This window comes from Streptomyces sp. KR55, from assembly GCF_052245645.1.
Classification (GTDB): Bacteria; Actinomycetota; Actinomycetes; order Streptomycetales; family Streptomycetaceae; genus Streptomyces; species Streptomyces flavusporus.
This window is the reverse complement of record NZ_JBQQCE010000194.1, coordinates 1-17,078: the sequence shown is the minus strand read 5'-3', so window position 1 is coordinate 17,078 and position 17,078 is coordinate 1. Positions and strand designations below refer to the sequence as shown.

Annotated in this window: 20 protein-coding genes and 1 pseudogene; 11 read left to right on the top strand and 10 right to left on the bottom strand. The window is 71.2% G+C overall.

The window, feature by feature from the left end:
* The 4 genes and pseudogenes from ACTWQJ_RS26580 to ACTWQJ_RS26565 form a co-directional block, all read right to left on the bottom strand.
* Positions 1-204, bottom strand: a pseudogene (locus tag ACTWQJ_RS26580) (hydrolase); the annotation flags it as partial.
* A gap of 56 nt (positions 205-260) precedes the next feature.
* Positions 261-932: a phosphatase PAP2 family protein gene (locus tag ACTWQJ_RS26575; RefSeq protein WP_443309082.1), complete on the bottom strand. Its 672-nt coding sequence runs from the start codon at positions 930-932 to the stop codon at positions 261-263.
* A gap of 56 nt (positions 933-988) precedes the next feature.
* Positions 989-1,924, bottom strand: coding sequence for a M56 family metallopeptidase (locus ACTWQJ_RS26570; RefSeq protein ID WP_443309081.1), 936 nt, complete (start codon positions 1,922-1,924; stop codon positions 989-991).
* A gap of 95 nt (positions 1,925-2,019) precedes the next feature.
* A complete protein-coding gene (locus ACTWQJ_RS26565) occupies positions 2,020-2,574 on the bottom strand; it encodes a DUF5134 domain-containing protein (RefSeq protein WP_443309080.1) in 555 nt (184 codons plus the stop codon).
* Between the two features lie 196 nt (positions 2,575-2,770).
* On the opposite strand from ACTWQJ_RS26565, the gene ACTWQJ_RS26560 reads away from it, so the two are divergent.
* Entirely contained in the window at positions 2,771-4,438 is a 1,668-nt protein-coding gene (locus tag ACTWQJ_RS26560; RefSeq protein WP_443309079.1) for an FUSC family protein, read from the top strand.
* The gene (locus ACTWQJ_RS26555) at positions 4,435-5,013 is read left to right on the top strand and encodes a MarR family winged helix-turn-helix transcriptional regulator (protein ID WP_443309078.1); all 579 of its coding nucleotides are present in this window, start codon (positions 4,435-4,437) and stop codon (positions 5,011-5,013) included. The genes ACTWQJ_RS26560 and ACTWQJ_RS26555 overlap by 4 nt, the downstream gene beginning before the upstream one ends.
* 29 nt (positions 5,014-5,042) lie before the next feature.
* Here the strand turns inward: ACTWQJ_RS26555 and ACTWQJ_RS26550 are convergent, their stop codons facing one another.
* The 3 genes from ACTWQJ_RS26550 to ACTWQJ_RS26540 form a co-directional block, all read right to left on the bottom strand.
* Positions 5,043-6,095 carry an aldo/keto reductase gene (locus ACTWQJ_RS26550; protein WP_443309077.1) on the bottom strand — a complete coding sequence of 351 codons (1,053 nt, stop codon included), beginning with the start codon at positions 6,093-6,095 and terminating at the stop codon, positions 5,043-5,045.
* An 83-nt stretch (positions 6,096-6,178) separates the two neighbouring features.
* The gene (locus ACTWQJ_RS26545; RefSeq protein WP_443309076.1) at positions 6,179-6,943 is read right to left on the bottom strand and encodes a VOC family protein; all 765 of its coding nucleotides are present in this window, start codon (positions 6,941-6,943) and stop codon (positions 6,179-6,181) included.
* Positions 6,944-7,058: 115 nt separating this feature from the next.
* Positions 7,059-7,451: a VOC family protein gene (locus ACTWQJ_RS26540; protein ID WP_443309075.1), complete on the bottom strand. Its 393-nt coding sequence runs from the start codon at positions 7,449-7,451 to the stop codon at positions 7,059-7,061.
* A gap of 74 nt (positions 7,452-7,525) precedes the next feature.
* On the opposite strand from ACTWQJ_RS26540, the gene ACTWQJ_RS26535 reads away from it, so the two are divergent.
* Positions 7,526-8,074, top strand: a complete 549-nt coding sequence (locus ACTWQJ_RS26535) for a GNAT family N-acetyltransferase (RefSeq protein WP_443309074.1) — start codon at positions 7,526-7,528, stop codon at positions 8,072-8,074.
* Between the two features lie 18 nt (positions 8,075-8,092).
* Here ACTWQJ_RS26535 and ACTWQJ_RS26530 read toward each other — a convergent pair whose 3' ends face one another.
* Positions 8,093-8,776 (bottom strand): glycerophosphodiester phosphodiesterase, encoded by a 684-nt coding sequence (locus ACTWQJ_RS26530; protein ID WP_443309073.1) that lies wholly within the window; start codon positions 8,774-8,776, stop codon positions 8,093-8,095.
* Between the two features lie 319 nt (positions 8,777-9,095).
* Here ACTWQJ_RS26530 and ACTWQJ_RS26525 point away from each other — a divergent pair, with 319 nt between their 5' ends.
* The 4 genes from ACTWQJ_RS26525 to ACTWQJ_RS26510 all read left to right on the top strand — a co-directional run bounded on the left by ACTWQJ_RS26525 (position 9,096) and on the right by ACTWQJ_RS26510 (position 13,030).
* Complete coding sequence (locus ACTWQJ_RS26525; RefSeq protein WP_443309072.1) at positions 9,096-10,493, top strand: DUF6421 family protein; 1,398 nt, start codon at positions 9,096-9,098, stop codon at positions 10,491-10,493.
* A 38-nt stretch (positions 10,494-10,531) separates the two neighbouring features.
* Complete coding sequence (locus ACTWQJ_RS26520) at positions 10,532-11,278, top strand: SDR family NAD(P)-dependent oxidoreductase (protein ID WP_443309071.1); 747 nt, start codon at positions 10,532-10,534, stop codon at positions 11,276-11,278.
* The gene (locus ACTWQJ_RS26515; protein WP_443309070.1) at positions 11,275-12,345 is read left to right on the top strand and encodes a threonine aldolase family protein; all 1,071 of its coding nucleotides are present in this window, start codon (positions 11,275-11,277) and stop codon (positions 12,343-12,345) included. The genes ACTWQJ_RS26520 and ACTWQJ_RS26515 overlap by 4 nt, the downstream gene beginning before the upstream one ends.
* A gap of 91 nt (positions 12,346-12,436) precedes the next feature.
* A complete protein-coding gene (locus ACTWQJ_RS26510; protein ID WP_443309069.1) occupies positions 12,437-13,030 on the top strand; it encodes a transglutaminase domain-containing protein in 594 nt (197 codons plus the stop codon).
* A gap of 13 nt (positions 13,031-13,043) precedes the next feature.
* Here the strand turns inward: ACTWQJ_RS26510 and ACTWQJ_RS26505 are convergent, their stop codons facing one another.
* Together ACTWQJ_RS26505 and ACTWQJ_RS26500 are read right to left on the bottom strand one after the other, a co-directional pair.
* Complete coding sequence (locus ACTWQJ_RS26505; protein ID WP_129796480.1) at positions 13,044-13,772, bottom strand: lysophospholipid acyltransferase family protein; 729 nt, start codon at positions 13,770-13,772, stop codon at positions 13,044-13,046.
* A 186-nt stretch (positions 13,773-13,958) separates the two neighbouring features.
* Entirely contained in the window at positions 13,959-14,375 is a 417-nt protein-coding gene (locus ACTWQJ_RS26500; RefSeq protein WP_443309068.1) for a DUF4395 domain-containing protein, read from the bottom strand.
* A gap of 75 nt (positions 14,376-14,450) precedes the next feature.
* Between ACTWQJ_RS26500 and ACTWQJ_RS26495 the strand changes: the two genes are divergently transcribed.
* The 4 genes from ACTWQJ_RS26495 to ACTWQJ_RS26480 form a co-directional block, all read left to right on the top strand.
* Positions 14,451-14,864 (top strand): TlpA family protein disulfide reductase, encoded by a 414-nt coding sequence (locus tag ACTWQJ_RS26495; RefSeq protein WP_443309067.1) that lies wholly within the window; start codon positions 14,451-14,453, stop codon positions 14,862-14,864.
* A 208-nt stretch (positions 14,865-15,072) separates the two neighbouring features.
* Complete coding sequence (locus ACTWQJ_RS26490) at positions 15,073-15,582, top strand: flavin reductase family protein (protein WP_443309066.1); 510 nt, start codon at positions 15,073-15,075, stop codon at positions 15,580-15,582.
* Between the two features lie 218 nt (positions 15,583-15,800).
* Positions 15,801-16,586 (top strand): electron transfer flavoprotein subunit beta/FixA family protein, encoded by a 786-nt coding sequence (locus ACTWQJ_RS26485; RefSeq protein ID WP_443309065.1) that lies wholly within the window; start codon positions 15,801-15,803, stop codon positions 16,584-16,586.
* Between the two features lie 54 nt (positions 16,587-16,640).
* Positions 16,641-17,078 (top strand): electron transfer flavoprotein subunit alpha/FixB family protein (locus ACTWQJ_RS26480; RefSeq protein WP_443309064.1); only part of this gene is annotated, 438 nt, incomplete at its 3' end.

Genomic DNA, 17,078 nt, shown 5'->3' with positions numbered 1-17,078 from the left:
CCAAACGTCGGCCAGTTCGACGGGCACCCGCTCCGGGAGCGCGCCGCCGGGCAGCGCCCCGGCCGCCTGCAGCGCCTGCGCGGCCTTGCCGAACTCGGGCTCGGGCAGCGGGACATCGGCCTCGGTCAGTACGGCGCGCAGCCAGGACTCGGTGGACTCGACTCGGAAGAGGGTTCCGGAGAAGTCGAACAGCACGGCGATCATGCGGCGATCCTATGGGCCCGCGTTCCACGCCGACGGCGGTTCGCCTCCGGGCGTGGTCAGGGTCGCCACCGTTCGTGGGCCGTCACCGCGAGCGTCACCACCGTCGCGCCCAGCAGCCAGCCGCCGACGACGTCCGAGACCCAGTGCACGCCGAGCCACACCCGGGTCAGCCCCACGCCGAGCACGGACATCGCGGTCACGACGAGGGCCGTACGGCGCAGGGCGCGGTCGGCGCCGTGGCGGTGCAGGAGCCACAGGAACAGGCCCAGTACCACCGTGGCGGTCATGGCGTGGCCGGAGGGGAAGGCCGCGTAGTGGGCGGAGTCGACCGGGTCGGACCAGACGGGGCGCGGGCGGTCGACCGCGGCCTTCAGGAACTGCTGCGTCGCCGTGCTCAGGGCGACGGTGACCACCAGCCACGCCGCGGTCCACCACGCCGAGTGTCTCCACACCAGCCACACCACGACCGCCCCGCACAGGATGCGCATCGTCAGTGGGTCCCAGACCCAGTCCGTGAGGATGCGGCACACCTGCGTGATCCCGGACTCCTCGACCGCCCAGCGATGGGTGGTGCGGGAGACGTCGCCGTCCAGGTTCACGAGGGGGTGCCACTCGGCGGCGACCAGGACGAGGAGCAGCAGGGAGCACAGCGCCAGAGTGATGGGTGACCGGTGGCCGGTGCGGCACTCCGGCGGTCGGGGTGGGGATTCGACGGTGGGGATGTGCATGGTGCGATCCTCGCCGACTGGTGGGGCGGGAGGCGACCCCTCCTCCCAGGATGTGGCTACCCCAGTGCCCGCAACCCCGGTACGAACGCCACCAGCAACGGTACGACCGGCACGAGCGCGGCCGTCGCCGTGAGCCGCAGCCGCCGGGCAGCGGTGAGCCGGTCCGGGGGAGTGAGCAGCCGGTGCACCCGCTGCGGCACATGGGCCTGCGGCGTCGGGCAGGGGCCGAACACGCCTCGGTCCTCGTTGACTCCCACCAGCGCGAGCGCAGTGGTCAGCCGCCCGAAGCGGCGGGAGGCCATGTCGTCCGCGGCGAGCTCCACCAGTCGGTGCATCTCGTCGCGGAACGCGGCGAACACCGGCACCCGCGGGAACCCGCACGCCAGTGCGGCCGAGCAGTGCAGCAGCCAGTCGTGCCGGGCCCGCGCATGTCCCTGCTCGTGCGCGAGGAGGGCATCCAGTTGCTGTCCTTTCAGCCGGCGCAGGGCGGCGGTGGTGAGGACGAGCCGGGGTGCCGTGCCGGGCAGCCACCAGGCGTCCGGCCGCTCACCCTCCAGGACGACGAGCCGACCGTTCCCCGGCTCCTCACCCGGCAACAGCGGCGCCCGCACGAGGAGTTCGGCACGTCGCCGCCGACGCCGCGCCTGCGCCCGTACGACCTCCCGGACCAGCATCACCGCGGTCCAGACGGCGCCAGATGCGAGCGCGAGCGCTGTCGTCGCCGCCCAGGGGCCGGTCGTACTCAGCGCATAGGCCTCCACGACCGCGCGCGGTGCCGGCGCGAACACATGGCCGCGCACCGCCTGCCAGGCGGCCGCCGCGCTGAGCGTCATCGACAGCGCGCAGCACAGCAGTACGGCCACCACCACGCACTGCCAGACCCACAGGGCAACCACCGGTTCGCGGTCCGGCCAGTCGGTCCGGGCGAGCAGCCGTGGGGCCAGGACGGCGGTCAGGGCGCCGAGCAGCAACAGTGCCGCGGGGACCATCATGGGGACACCTTATGAGCGGCGGCTCAGCGGGAGGCTCGCCTTCCCGCAAAGTGACACAGACCACGGGGCTCGCACCGACCGCGTCCGTCGTGCCCTCACAGCGTCAGCAGCATCGCGACCATGGCGATGCCCATCGACAGCCGGCAGGCCCGCGCCAGCTCGGGCCGGTCGCCCCACCCCGCGGTGCGGGGGGCGCCCGCCACGGCCGGGGCGGGTATCAGGCGCACTCCGCCGAGCAGCACGTATCCGGTGAAGTAGAGCAGCAGGAGCCCGGTGAGCAGGGGGAGTCCGGCGCTGCCGTGTCCGTGTCCGGGGGCGTCGTTCGGGGTGCCGGCCATCACCACCGCCATGTAGACCATGGCCGAGGCGCCCACCAGGTGGTGCAGATGGCGGACACCGCCCCGGGCCGCCCACAGGGCGCGCAGTGCGGCCGCGCCGAACAGGACCGCGAAGGCGGGCCAGGCCCAGGTCGGCGGTGTGTACACGGCTGTCGGTACGGCCATCGCGGCCATGCCGAAGCCCATCAGCGCCTCGTCTCCCGCGGCCCGGCGCTGTTCCTCGACGGTGCTGCGCAGTCGCAGCAGGCAGTATGCGCCGGTCACCGCGCACAGTGCGACCAGCAGCCAGCCGGACGCAGCCGGTCCGTGCACGCGCACCTCCCTGCCCGAGGGGCCGGTCGACAGGGCGTCGACGGTCGGTCAAGGGATGCCCGGTCCGCAGGGCGCGCACGCGAGCGCAAGGGTGTACGCGGGGAGCATTCGGCGGAGCGGGGGAGGGCGGGGCGGCACCGGGAGGCCATCTCGCCCGATTTCTTTTACTAGTAAAACACCTGTTAAGCTGTCTGATATGAGCAGTGCGACCCCCGCCCCCACAAGCCAGCGCCTGCGTCGACTCCCGCTCACCGGCGTGCTGCGCCTCGGCCGTCCCTCCGACATCTGGTTCAAGCCCGCGCTGAGCGTGGTCGCCGCGGTCGCCCCGCCCAACCTGACCCTCCTGGCGCTCGACCGCCTCGACCTGGCCGTCTGCACGATGGCCGGGTCCCTGTGCGCCCTGTACGCCCACAACCGTCCGTACGCCGCCCGGGCCAGGGCGCTGGCGTGGGTGGTGCTGGGCATGCTCGGCGGGCTCGCCGTCGCCCTGGTCGCGGCCTCGCTGACCACGAACGCCGTCGTGCTGGTCACCGTCGGCGCCCTGCTGGCTGCCGTGCAGAAGGTGCTGTGCGACGCGACGCGCATCGGACCGCCGGGCAACGTCGTCCTCACCTTCGTCAGCTCCGCCGCGCTGTTCGCCCCGCAGACCCCGGCCCAGATCCCCGGTCACCTGGCGCTGGGCGTCGTGGCGGGCGTCTGGTCCTGGCTCGTCTGCATGGCGCCGGCCCTGGTCCGCCCGTACGGCCCGGAGCGCCGCGCCACCGCACACGCCCTGAACGCCGCCGCCGCGTACGCCGACACCCGCGGCACCGTAGACGCTCACGCCCGGGCCGTCGCGGCCGTCGCCGTGCAGGCCGCCTGGCAGTCGCTGCTGTCCGTCCGCGCCCGCTCCACGACCCGGCGTGCCCTGCAGCGCCTCGTCGTCCGTGCCGAGGTCGCCCTGGCCGCGCCCGCCGACGCCGATCCGGCACGCCTGCGTGCCTGGGCCCGTGAACTGCGCGGCACCCGGCCCGTGCCGTACCCGGGTGGGGCGGACGCCGACGAACTGCTCGGCGTGGACGTCGACCTCGCCGCCCCGAAGCGGTCGCTGCGGCGCGCCCTCGCGCCGCTCACCCCGATCGCCCTGCGTACCGCCCTCGGCTGCGCCCTGGCCGGATACGCGTCCCTCGCCGTCGGTATCGGCCGCCCCTACTGGGCCCTGGTCACGGCCGCCGCCCTCTACCAGGCCAACCTCACCCTGACCTGGAGCCGGGGCGTGCAGCGCGTCGTCGGCAACCTCGCTGGGGTCCTCCTCTTCGCCGCCGTCGCCCCGCTCGCCCACCTCGGCCCCGCGGCCCTCGTGCTGTGCTGTCTCGCCTTCAACTTCGGGGCGGAGGCGCTGATCGGCCGCAACTACTGGCTCGGCAGTGTCTGTGTGACCCCGATGGCGCTGCTCATCACCGAGTTCACCGGGTTCCAGAACCCCGGGACGCTGATCGCCGAGCGGGTCGTCGACACCCTCGTCGGCGCGCTGGTCGGCCTCGTGGCCGCCGTCGCCGTCACCAACCGGCGTGCGGGCGACCGCCTCGAACGTGCCCTGGCCGTCACCGAGCGCGCCCGTGAGCGCACCGCTCGTCTGCTGGCCGAGCCGCACCCGGACGCCGGTGCTCTTCAGGCCGCCCGCCGAAGCCTCGCCGCCGCCCTGGCCGACCTGCGCGCCACCGCGGATGCCGCGTCCGGCGAGTGGTGGCAGCGGGCCCTGCCCCAGGAGCGGGTCGTGCTCGTCGAGCAGTCGGGACACCGTACGCTCGCGGCGACGGTACGGCGCCAGGGCCTGGACCTGGACCGGGACACGGGCATGACGACGGAGGACGCACGGCCATGACGGGGACGAACCGGCGGCGGACGACCGGGCACGAGACGACCGGCGCGACGGGGCGCGACGCCGGTGCTGCGCGGGGCGACACCGTTGCCGCGGTCGTCCGGCAGTGGCAGTCCGTGCGCCCCGACCTCGACACCGGCCCCATGGAGATCATCGGCCGGGTCAACCGCTGTGCCGCCCTGCTCCAGCAGGCCGAGGACGCACCGTTGCGCCGGGCCGGGCTCAGCCGGCCCGAGTTCGACCTGCTCGGCGCGCTGCGTCGCACCGGTCACGAGCTGACGCCCGGCGAACTGGCCCGGGAGACCTTCTCCTCCGGTGCCGCCGTCACCAAACGCCTCAAGCAGCTCACCGAACGCGGCCTCGTGGAGCGACGCGGTGACGCCCGTGACCGCCGCGTCGCCCACCTTCGCCTCACGGACGCCGGACGCGCCCTGGTCGACGCGATCCTGCCCGAGCAGCTCGCCTACGAGACCGCTGTCCTGTCCGGCATGGGCACACCGGCGCAGGGCGAACTCGCCGCGCTGCTGGGTCAGTTGCTCGAGCAGCTGGAGGGGCGGCTCGGGGCACTGCGGGTCTGAGCGGCCGCCCGGCGTTCCCGACGGTGCCCTCAGAGCACGTCGTGCACTGTGCGCCGGTGCGTGGAGCGCCGGTCGTCGATGTCGGGCCAGCGGTCGCCGTAGATGTTGCGGGTGATGGGCTCCTCCCGGACGAAGTCGTGCGGGAAGCCGAGCGGCACCGCGCTGACCTCGTCGAGGCGGGCGACGGCATCCGCGTCGAGCCGGATGTCCACCGCCCCGAGATTGTCGGCGAGCTGGCTCTCCTTGGTGGCGGCGATGATCGGGACGATGTTGCCGGGCCGGCCGAGGAGCCAGGCCAGCGCCACCTGCGCCGGACTCCAGCCGCCCTGCTCGGCGATCTCCAGGACGGCGGTCACGACCGCCTCCTCGCGCGGGTCGACCGACCCTCCGGTGACGTCCAGCCGCCCCGACTCGCCCCGTCGGTACTTCCCGGTGAGCTTCCCGGCCGCGAGCGGTCCCCACGCCAGCACGGCGAGGTCGAACGCCCGCGCCTGCGGGAGCAGTTCACGCTCGGGAGTGCGCTCCAACAGGCTGTAGCGCAGCTGCGATCCGGCGAACGCGGTCCAACCCCGCAGCTCGGCCAGCGTGTTGGCCTGCGCGATCTCCCAGGCGGGCCAGTCCGAGACACCGACGTACAGCACCTTCCCGGTCCGTACGAGGTCGTCCAGGGCCCGCATCACCTCCTCGACCGGGGTGAAGTTGTCCCGGGCGTGCACCCACAGCACGTCGAGCCGGTCGGTGCGCAGCCGCTCCAGACTGGCCTCGACCGACTGCACGAGGTTCTTGCGGTGGTTGCCCGCGGCATTGACGTCACCGTCACGGATGCCGCAGGTGTACTTGCTGGCCAGCACGAATTGGTCGCGCCGCCCTTCCAGCAGGGCGCCGAGAATCCGCTCCGAGCTGCCGCCGGTGTAGTTGTTGGCGGTGTCGACGAAGTTGCCGCCGGCGTCCGCGTAGGCGTCCAGAATCCTGGCGCTGGTCTCCTTGTCCGCGCCCCAGCCCCAGTCCTCGCCGATGGTCATCGCGCCGAGACTCAGCTCGCTCACGCGCAGACCGGTTCTGCCGAACAGTGTGTAACGCACGGTGCTCTCCCCTTCGGGCCTCTCGGGCGGGTCGTGCTGACGACGCTAGGAGCTCGAGTGCACTCCAGCGCAAACGCCCCGGTTCAGCCCTCGTGGCCTGCGAGATACACGCCGAAGACGGCACCCTGTGGGTCGCGCAGCACCGCGATGCGTGGTCCGTCCGGCACGGAAGTGGGCTCCATGAGGGCCGTGCCGCCCGCCCCGGTCGCCGTGGCGGTGGTGTCGTCCACGTCGGCCACGGCGAAGTACGGCAGCCAGTGCGGCGGCACCTCGTGCGGGAACTTGTCGTCCATGGTCATCATGCCGCCGAAGTCCACCCCGGCGATGCCCCACTGGGTGTAGTGCTCCGAGGCGTTGACGGTCCAGCCGAAGACGGTGGTGTAGAAATCCCGCGCCCGCGCGGGTTCCCGGGTCATCAGCTCCACCCAGCCGAGCGAGCCCGGCGCGTTGAACAGCCCGGCGCCCTCGAAGGCCCGGGGCTGCCACAGGGTGAAGGCGGCGCCGGACGGGTCGACGGCCACCGCGAAACGGCCCATGTCGAACACGTCCATCGGCCCCATCAGCACCGTCCCACCGGCCGCCGTGATCTCCCGTGCGCTCTCGTCCGCGTCCCGGACCGAGAACGACACGGTCCACGCGACCGGCTGTCCCTCCTGGTACAGCGGCGACAGCGCGGCAACCGGTGCGTCGCCCAGGTGCGCGACCGTGTAGCCGCCGGCCTCCTGACGTGGATCCGTCTCGGTCCGCCAGCCGAACAACTCGCCGTAGAACCGCTTGGCGGCCTCCAGATCGGTGGTCGCCAACTCGGCCCAGCAGGGCCCGCCGACCACCGGCTTGTCGAGCTTCATCCGACGTCCCTTCCGCAGCGCGAACCCACACCAGCACGCTAGCGCCGCCCACTGACAGCGGCCATCGGGGACTCCCTCGCGCCGGGCGCGGCGCCTGCCGCACGCTCACCGGGGATCAGATCCCGGGCCGGTACCGGATCGGATGGTCCGCGGGCACCTCCACCAGCACGATCGGCGTGCCGTCCGGATCCGCGATCCACATCTCGATCAGTCCCCACGGCTCGCGCAGCGGCGGCCGCACGATGTCGACCCCCTTGGCCCGCAGCTCCTCCTCGGCCGCGGTCACGTCGTCGACCTGGAGCCAGAGCCGTACGGCCGGGGACGGCGGGGTCTCGGACCGGCCCGAGATCTCCAGGAAGCCGCCGCCGAGGAAGTAGACGGTGCCGCGGTCCGGCCCCGTACCGAACTCGCGGTAGACGGCGAGGCCCAGCTGTTCGCCGTAGAAGACTCGGGACCGCTCGGCGTCGTTGGGGCGGAGCAGGGTCCGGCTGCTGAGTACGTGCACCATGCACCCGGAGCCTAATGGCAGCGTTACTCTCGTCCGTGCCCGAGCCACGCCCGAGAAACCGGAGAGACGCTCCCATGGACACCACCGCCACCGCTGCCACCGGACTGACCTTCCGCGACGCCACCGACGCCGACGTCGAGGCGCTGGTCGCGCTGATCGAGTCGGCGTACCGGGGCGACTCCAGCCGGGCCGGGTGGACCACCGAGGCGGACATCCTTCAGGGGCAGCGGACCGACCCCGAAGGCGTTCGGTCCGTCATCAAGTCCTCCGACAGCAGGTTGCTGACCGTGGAACGGGACGGCGCGGTCGTCGCCTGCTGCCAGCTCGAGCACCGCGGTGACCACGCCTACTTCGGGATGTTCGCGGTCAGCCCGCGGCTCCAGGGCGCCGGCCTCGGCAAGGTGATCATCGCCGAGGCGGAGCGGCAGGCCCGCGCGACCTGGGGCGTGACGCAGATGCACATGACCGTGATCTCCGTACGCGAGGACCTCATCGCCTGGTACGAGCGGCGCGGCTACCGCCGTACCGGAAAGATGACGCCGTTCCCGTACGGCGACGAGCGGTTCGGCATCCCGCAGCGCGGGGACCTGCAGTTCGAGCTGCTGGTCAAGGAACTCGCCTGAGCCGTACGTCGCGGTGGCTCAGGCCGTGAACCGGCCGGTGCGTTTGATCTCCGGGTAGTCGGTCGTCGCTCCGTCCAGCTCCAGGGCGCGGACGAGACGCAGGTGTTCCTGCGTGTTCACCACCCAGCCGATGATCTGCAGGCCGGCTTCGCGCGCATGCTCCACGACCTCCAGGGTGAGCCGGCGGATGTTGAGGCAGACGGTCGCCGCACCGGCCTCTACGGCGCGCTCCACGATGTCGGTGCCGTACCGGCTGGCGATCAGCGCGGTCCGTACCCCGGGCAGCAGCCGGGCGATCTCGGTGATGGCCTCGTCGTGGAACGAGGACACCTCGATCCGCTCCACCAGGTCCCGTTCGCGCATGACCTCCGCCAGCGCCCGCGCGGCGGCGACGTCCTTGATCTCGGCCTGCAGTGGCGCGTCGACCGTGTCCAGGACCTCCTCGAACACCGGGATCCGCTCGCCTTGGCCCGCGTCCAGGGCCCGTAGCTCCGCGAGGGTCTTCTCGGCGACCGGACCGGTGCCGTCGGTCGTACGGTCCACTTCGGTGTCGTGCAGTACGACGAGGGCGCCGTCCTTGCTGAGGTGCAGATCGAGTTCGATGACGTCGAGGCCGGCCTGCTCGGCGGCGACGAAGGAACGCAGGGTGTTCTCGGGTGCGACACCCATGACTCCGCGGTGACCGATGGTGAGGAAGTTCAAGGTTCGACTCGCTTCCGTCGACGGCGGCGGCAGGGATCGCGCGGACCGGGACGGCCCTGGGCGCGACAGGGCCGCAGCCTAGTGGCCTGTCCCGCCGATGAACCCCTGCCTGCACGGGGGTGTGGCGGGACGACGGCGGGGCGGACCTGGCGCCCTCGCGGCCGGCGTTCCCCCACGCCGACGCCCCTCCGGTGGCCGACAGGAAAAAGTTCAGTGACCATGGGGGTACGCAGGATAATTTCCCGCGGCTCCCCTTGCTGGGAGAAACCCCCTGTGCATACGGTGTCCTTACGCAAGGTTCTCCAGCGGAGGATGGGACATGACGGAAATTCTTGTGCAGGCGGGTGCGGAGGAGCAGGTTCCTCCCGTGGCCAGGGTGGTGGAGCATCCGGCGTGGCCCGTGCTCAAGGATGCCGTGGAGCAGATCCGGCCATGGCAGTCCAAGGACGGATCGATCGACTTCGACGCCGAGGGCGCCCCGGCCCCCGCGGACGCCGAGCTCGCCGTGCGCCGGATCGCCGACGCCGTCGAGGAACTGTCCCCACTGCTCCCGCACGACGCCGCCTACCACGCGGCGCTGGTGAAGGACCTGCGCCGCTGGGCCGACGACGGCTTCAAGGTGCCCGACTTCCTCGACTCGCTGCTGGCCTTCCAGCCTGCGGCGAACCGCCGGGACGGCCTCCAGCACCTGGTCGTCTTCCCGATGTACACCCAGAACGGCAACCCCGACCGCAACCTCGAGGCGGTCGTGCTGCGCATGGTCTGGCCGGACTGGCTGGCCGAGCTGGAGCGCACCCGCTACGACAACCCGCTGTTCTGCGGCATCACCTTCGAGGACTTCACGGCGGGCTATGACACCAACTCCGCCGTCCTCTTCCCGGAGACGATCGCCGTCCGCGAAGCTCCCGAGCGCTTCACCTGGGGCGGCATCTTCTGCGACCGCGAGGCCGCCCGCTTCCGCCGCGTCACCGCCGCCGCCGTCGACACCCTCGGCCTGGAGCTGCCCGAGGACATCGCCGCGATGGTGCACGACCAGAAGCGCTGCGAAGAGGCCTTCGTGCTGTGGGACATGGTCCACGACCGCACCCACAGCCACGGCGACCTGCCCTTCGACCCGTTCATGATCAAGCAGCGCCAGCCGTTCTGGATGTACGGCCTGGAGGAGCTGCGCTGCGACCTCACCGCCTTCAAGGAGGCCGTGAAGCTTCAGACCGAGGGCGTCCCGCAGGCTCGTGACGTGCAGTACGCGGTGCTCTTCGACCGCATGTTCCGCTTCCCGGTCACCGGCGAGCGCGTCCGCAACTACGACGGCCTCGGCGGCCAGCTCCTCTTCGCCTACCTGCACAAGCACGACGTCGTCCGCTGGACCGACAACAAGCTGTCCATCGACTGGCAGCGCGCCCCGCAGGTCACCAACCAGCTGTGCGCCGAGATCGAGCAGCTGTACCGGGACGGCATCGACCGCCCGAAGCTCGTGCACTGGTTCGCCGGGTACGAGCTGGTCTCGACCTACCTCGCCCCGCACCCGGGTTCCAAGTGGGCCAAGGGCCCCGACGTCCTGGACCTGACCCAGCCGCCGCGCAAGCTCGTCGATGACGTGCTTCCGGACGAGTTTCCGCTGAGCATGTTCTATGAGGCGCTGTCCAAGAAGCTGAAGAACGTGATTGCCTCGACCAAGGGCATCCGGGCGGACAGCACCGAGCGGGTCGCCGCGTGAGCGATCTCGTCCAGAACACTGCTCAGGAGGCGAGGATCATGGGGAACGGGGCTCTCAGCGGTGCGGTGATCGCGGTGGCCGGCGCGGGTGGACCCGCCGGGCGGGCGGCGCTGCTCAGGCTGGCCGAGGCGGGGGCGACCGTCGTCGGCGCGGACAACGACCCGGAGCGGCTGGCGGAAGCCGTGGACGCGGCCAGCTACGCGCACGGCGGCGCCACCGTCGTCGGCGACACGGTGGACCTGCTCGACCGGCAGGCCTCCCAGGACTGGGCCAACCGCATCGAGAAGGACTTCGGCCGTGTCGACGGCCTGGTCCACCTCGTGGGCGGCTGGCGCGGCAGCGAGACGTTCACCAAGACCAGCCTCGACGACTGGGACTTCCTCGAGCTGCTGCTGGTCCGCACCGTGGCACACACCTCCCTCGCCTTCCACGAGGCGCTGCAGCGCAGCGATCGCGGCCGGTACGTCCTGATCAGCGCCGCGAGCGCCACCAAGCCCACCGCCGGCAACGCCGCCTACGCCGCCGCCAAGGCCGCCGCCGAGGCGTGGACGCTGGCCCTGGCCGACTACTTCCGCAAGGCGGGGGGCCCCGAGGGGCCGACGTCCGCGGCTGCCATCCTGGTGGTGAAGGCGCTGGTGCACGACGCGATGCGCGCCGAGCGACCCAACGCGAAGTTCGCGGGCTTCACGGACGTCAAGGACCTGGCCGAGGCCATCGTCGGCGTCTGGGACAAGCCCGCCGCAGAAGTGAACGGAAACCGTCTGTGGCTGACCGAGAAGCCGTGAACCCCCCGAAGACCGACGCGCGTCGCCATCACGACCCGGAGGTCCGCGGTTTCGCCAGTGACAACTACGCCGGCGCCCACCCCGAGGTGCTCGCCGCCCTGGCCCTGGCCAACGGCGGCCACCAGGTCGCGTACGGCGAGGACGCGTACACCGACAACCTCCAGCGGATCGTCCGCAGCCACTTCGGGGCCACGGCGGAGGCCTTCCCGGTCTTCAACGGCACCGGCGCCAACGTCGTCGCACTCCAGGCGGTCACCGACCGCTGGGGCGCGGTGATCTGCGCGGAGAGCGCGCACATCAACGTCGACGAGGGCGGCGCGCCCGAGCGGATGGGCGGCCTGAAGCTGCTCACCGTCCCCACACCCGACGGCAAGCTCACCCCCGAGCTGATCGACCGGCAGGCGTACGGCTGGGAGGACGAGCACCGCGCGATGCCGCAGGTCGTCTCGATCACCCAGAGCACCGAACTCGGCACCCTGTACACGCCCGACGAGATCCGCGCCATCTGCGAGCACGCCCACGCGCGCGGCATGAAGGTCCACCTCGACGGCTCCCGGATCGCCAACGCGGCCGCCTCCCTGAACGTGCCGATGCGCACGTTCACCAACGCGGTCGGCGTCGACATCCTCTCCCTCGGCGGGACCAAGAACGGCGCCCTGTTCGGCGAGGCGGTCGTCGTCATCAACCAGGACGCCGTCAGCCACATGAAGCACCTGCGCAAGCTGTCCATGCAGCTCGCCTCCAAGATGCGCTTCGTGTCGGTGCAGTTGGAGGCGCTGCTCGCCAAGGACCTGTGGCTGCGCAACGCCCGCCACTCCAACGAGATGGCCCAGCGCCTCGCCGAGGGAGTCCGCGCCGTGCACGGCGTCGAGATCCTCTACCCGGTGCAGGCCAACGCGGTCTTCGCCCGCCTGCCGCACGACGTGAGCGAGCGCCTGCAGAAGCGGTTCCGCTTCTACTTCTGGGACGAGGCGGCCGGCGACGTCCGCTGGATGTGCGCCTTCGACACGACGGAGGAGGACGTCGACGCGTTCGTGGCGGCGCTCAAGGAGGAGATGGCTCGATAGCCGCCCTGCATGGATATGAGATCTGCATAGATATGCGTCCACCCGAAAAGTCATTGACGCTTGGGTGGTCGCATTTCTATGCTCTGCGGGCATGGAGCTGATCCAGGAAACCCCGGACCTGTCCGCCTACTTGGCCGTCGACGAGGTCATCGACCATGACCATCCGCGCGTACGGGATGCGGCGGCCCGGCTCGCGGCAGCGGCGTCGGACTCGTATGACTATGCGCGCATGGCGTTCGAGTTCGTGCGCGACACCGTTCCGCACTCGCAGGACTCCGGTGATCCCCGCGTCACCTGGCGCGCGTCCGACGTGCTGGAGCAGGAAACGGGCATCTGCTACGCCAAGGCCCACGCACTGGCGGCGCTGCTGCGGGCCGAGGACATCCCGACGGCGCTCTGCTATCAGCGGCTGGCGCATGACGACGGCGACGGGCATGTCGTGCACGGGCTTGTCGCCGTACGGTTCAACGGCGCCTGGCACCGGCAGGACCCGCGCGGCAACAAGGCGGGCGTGGACGCCCAGTTCTCCCTCGACGGCGAGCGCCTGGCCTTCACGCCCGATGCGAAGTCCAACGAGATGGACTATCCGGTGCTGTACGCGAAACCGCACCCGGTTGTCCTCGGCGCCCTGCGGGCCGCCCCCGACCGGCCGTACCTGTGGCAGACGCTCCCCACCGCACTCTGAGGTCCAGGAACGGTCAGCGGGCCTCGGCCGCGCGTACCTCCTCCGGGGTCGGTGCCGTGCCGCCGAGGTGAGCCGGCAGCCACCACGTGTCGTCCGGACCCTTGGGGCGTACCGGGTAGGCACGCTGGGCGGCCTCCAGCAGTTCCTGGACCCGCTCGCGCAGCTGCCGGGTGATCGCGCCGGCGTACTTGTCGCGCGAGGCCTCGAGCGCCTCGCCGACCCGGATCGTGATCGGCGTGTGGCTGCGCCGGAAGTTGCGCGGGTGGCCCTTGGTCCACAGCCGCTGCGTGCCCCACACGGCCATCGGGACGAGCGGGACGCCCGCCTCCTGGGCCAGTCGGGCGGCGCCGGACTTGAAGCCCTTCAGGGTGAACGACTGCGAGATCGTGGCCTCGGGGAACACGCCGACCACCTCGCCGGAGCGCAGTGAGTCCAGGGCGTGTGCGTAGGCCGCCTCGCCCTGCTTGCGGTCCACCGGGATGTGCTTCATGCCGCGCATCAGCGGACCGGAGATCTTGTGCCGGAAGACGGACTCCTTCGCCATGAAACGCACCAGGCGCTTCTGGGGGAGCGCGGCCAGGCCGTTGAAGATGAAGTCCAGATAGCTGATGTGATTGCTCACCAGCACGGCGCCGCCCGAGCGCGGGATGTTCTCCGACCCCTTGCAGTCGATCTTGAGGTCCCAGGCCTTGAACATCGTGAGGGCGAGACCGACGACGGGGCGGTAGACGAGTTCTGCCATGGGCGGGGTGGACCCTTCCTGCTCTGCCGGGGAAGGGGTTCCCGGCGGAAAAGCTACGGAGCCGTAGGTTTACGGCATCTCGCAGATCGTGCCCCAAGAACGGCCGGGGAGCCAGTCCTGGTGCCCGGCCGACACGAGATCCTCGTCACGTCGGCCGGCGATCCACCTCGTGCTTTTAACGGCCTATTACTTTGCGCGTACCGCCACCCGTTGGGCTATCAGGTACAACTCGCAGCCCAGGCAGTACCCGAACGCGGCATTGAGGAAGGCGGCGCCGAGCGCGGCCCCGGTGGCCGCGAGGCCGAGCCATACGGGCCCCAGGGTGAAGCCGACCAGACCGACGCCGGCAAAGAGCAGGCCCACCGCCTGCGCGAAACGCGGCGGTTCGGGTGACTCGAACTCCAACGGCGGCCCGATCCGGGGCCGTACGAACGTGCGGAACACCCAGCCGTACGGCGAACGGCCCACGCCGCCGGCCGCGCCGAGCGCGAACGCCAGGGTCTGCCAGGCCAGCAGCCAGGCGCTTGTGGTGATCAGAGCGACCGCCAGGAGGACGGTCGTCACGGCCGCCCCGAACCGCGGCCCTCTCACGTCGATGTCCATGAAGCCAGCATTCCGTAGCGGATCCGCTTCCGGGAGACGGGAATCTTTGCGGTCTCGTGAATGCTTGTGCATGTGATGACGGGACTTGTGGTGTGCCTTGGGGTGCTCGCGGCGGCGAGCGTCTACGGAGTGCTGCACCGGTGGCGGAGCGGGAGAGTGCGCGTGCGCGGGCGTGACGAGGGAAAGCGGCTCGGTGCGGCCGAGCTGGGCGCGGAACTCGGCGAGCGGGCCACGCTGGTGCAGTTCTCCAGCGCCTTCTGCGCGCCCTGCCGGGCGACCCGGCGCATTCTCGACGAGGTGGCCGGTCTGGTCCCCGGCGTCGCCCATGTCGAGATCGATGCCGAGGCCCACCTGAACCTCGTCCGCGCCCTCGACATCCTCAAGACACCGACGGTGCTGGTGCTGGATGCCGACGGTCGTGTCGTGCGGCGGGCCACGGGGCAGCCGCGCAAGGCCGATGTGATCGCCGCGCTGGGGGAGGCGGTCTGAGCGCCGATGCTCAGGAAGCCGTTTCCGCATGCCGGAACGAACTTGACTGCGTACACCACCTATCGTCAGCCTGGCCGTATGCCTTCGGAACTCCTTCTCTTCGGGCGGGTCCATGTCGACCTCGTCCGCACCGCGAGCGCGCGCTGTCCGGGCTGTTGAACCGCCCCGGAATCCTCGCCCGCCTCGCCCCTCGCAGAAGGTCAACTTCATGACGGCCACCCCCGACCTAGCCGCCCCCCGTACCGCCTCACCCGATCTGCTCCGCGCCGTCTTCCGGCGGCACGCGGCCGGAGTCGCCGTGATCACCGCGCGGGGCGACGACGGCCCGGTCGGCTTCACCGCCACGTCCCTCACGTCGGTCTCCGTGGAGCCGCCGATGCTCTCCTTCGGGATCGGCACGGGCTCCTCCAGTTGGGCGGCGATCTCCGAGGCCGGCCACGTGGGGGTCCACATACTCGGCGAGCACCAGCAGGAGCTGGCCGCCACCTTCGCCCGAAGCGGCGCCGACCGGTTCGGCGCCCCCACCGGCTGGCGCGAGGGTCCTGAAGGCGTTCCCGTGCTCGACGACGTGCTGGCCTGGCTGGTGGGCCGGGTCCACGCGCGCGTGCCCGCCGGCGACCATCACATCGTGCTCGCGGAGGTCGTTCTCGGTGATCCGGCCGGGGCGGGCCGCCCGCTCCTGTACCACCAGGGGCGCTTCAATGCCCTGCGTGACTGAGCACGGCCCGACCGTCCTGCGAAGCCGTCCAGTTCCGGTTACGCTGCGTTGCGAAGGTCACAGTTCAAAGCGCTTGCTTAGCGGGAAAGAACTGGCTGTACTGGCGAGTAATGTTTCGGTCGGAGCGAGGGTCGCCCCGACCGGGATCGGCCGCTTCAGGCGCCTATGCTGCCTGCAAGCAGGCAGCCGAGAAATGACGATGCAGTAGGAGAGCCGGCGTGAGCTTGAGGATCGTTGTCACTGTGAAGTACGTGCCCGACGCCACTGGCGACCGGCACTTCGCCGATGACCTGACCGTCGACCGGGACGACGTGGACGGTCTGCTCTCCGAGCTGGACGAGTATGCGGTCGAGCAGGCGCTGCAGATCGCCGAGGATGCGGACGACGCCGAGGTCACCGTCCTGACGGTGGGCCCGGAGGACGCCAAGGACGCCCTGCGCAAGGCCCTGTCGATGGGCGCCGACAAGGCGATCCACGTCGAGGACGACGACCTGCACGGCACCGACGCCATCGGCACCTCGCTGGTGCTGGCCAAGGCGATCGAGAAGGCGGGCTACGACCTGGTCATCTCCGGCATGGCCTCCACCGACGGCACCATGGGCGTCGTCCCGGCCCTGCTGGCCGAGCGTCTGGGTGTCCCGCAGGTGACCCTGCTGTCCGAGGTTTCCGTCGAGGACGGCACGGTCAAGGGCCGCCGCGACGGCGACGCCGCGAGCGAGCAGCTGGAGGCGCAGCTTCCGGCGGTCGTGTCGGTCACCGACCAGTCGGGCGAGGCGCGTTACCCGTCCTTCAAGGGCATCATGGCCGCCAAGAAGAAGCCGGTGGAGTCCTGGGACCTCGAGGACCTGGAGATCGAGGCCGAGGAGGTCGGTCTCGAGGGCGCCTACACCACCGTGGACGCCGCGGCCGAGCGCCCGGCCCGCACGGCCGGCACGATCGTCAAGGACGAGGGCGAGGGCGGCAAGCAGCTCGCTGAGTTCCTCGCGAGCCAGAAGTTCATCTGAGCTCGAATTCGCCGACCGCCCCTCATACTTCGCAAGCAGGAGAGAAGAAGTCCCATGGCTGAAGTTCTCGTCTACGTCGACCACGTGGACGGTGCCGTCCGCAAGCCCACCCTGGAGCTGCTGACCCTGGCCCGCCGCATCGGCGAGCCCGTCGCCGTCGCGCTGGGAGGCGGTGCCGCCGACACCGCGTCCACGCTCGCCGAGCACGGCGCGGTCAAGGTGCTCACGCACGACGCCGCCGAGTACGCCGACTACCTGGTCGTACCGAAGGTGGACGCCCTGCAGGCCGCCGTCGAGGCCGTGTCCCCGGCCGCCGTCCTCGTCCCCTCCTCCGCCGAGGGCAAGGAGATCGCCGCCCGTCTGGCGCTGCGCATCGGCTCCGGCATCATCACCGACGCCGTCGACCTGGAGGCCGGCGACGAGGGCCCGGTGGCCACCCAGTCGGTGTTCGCCGCGTCCTTCACCACCAAGTCCCGGGTCTCCAAGGGCACC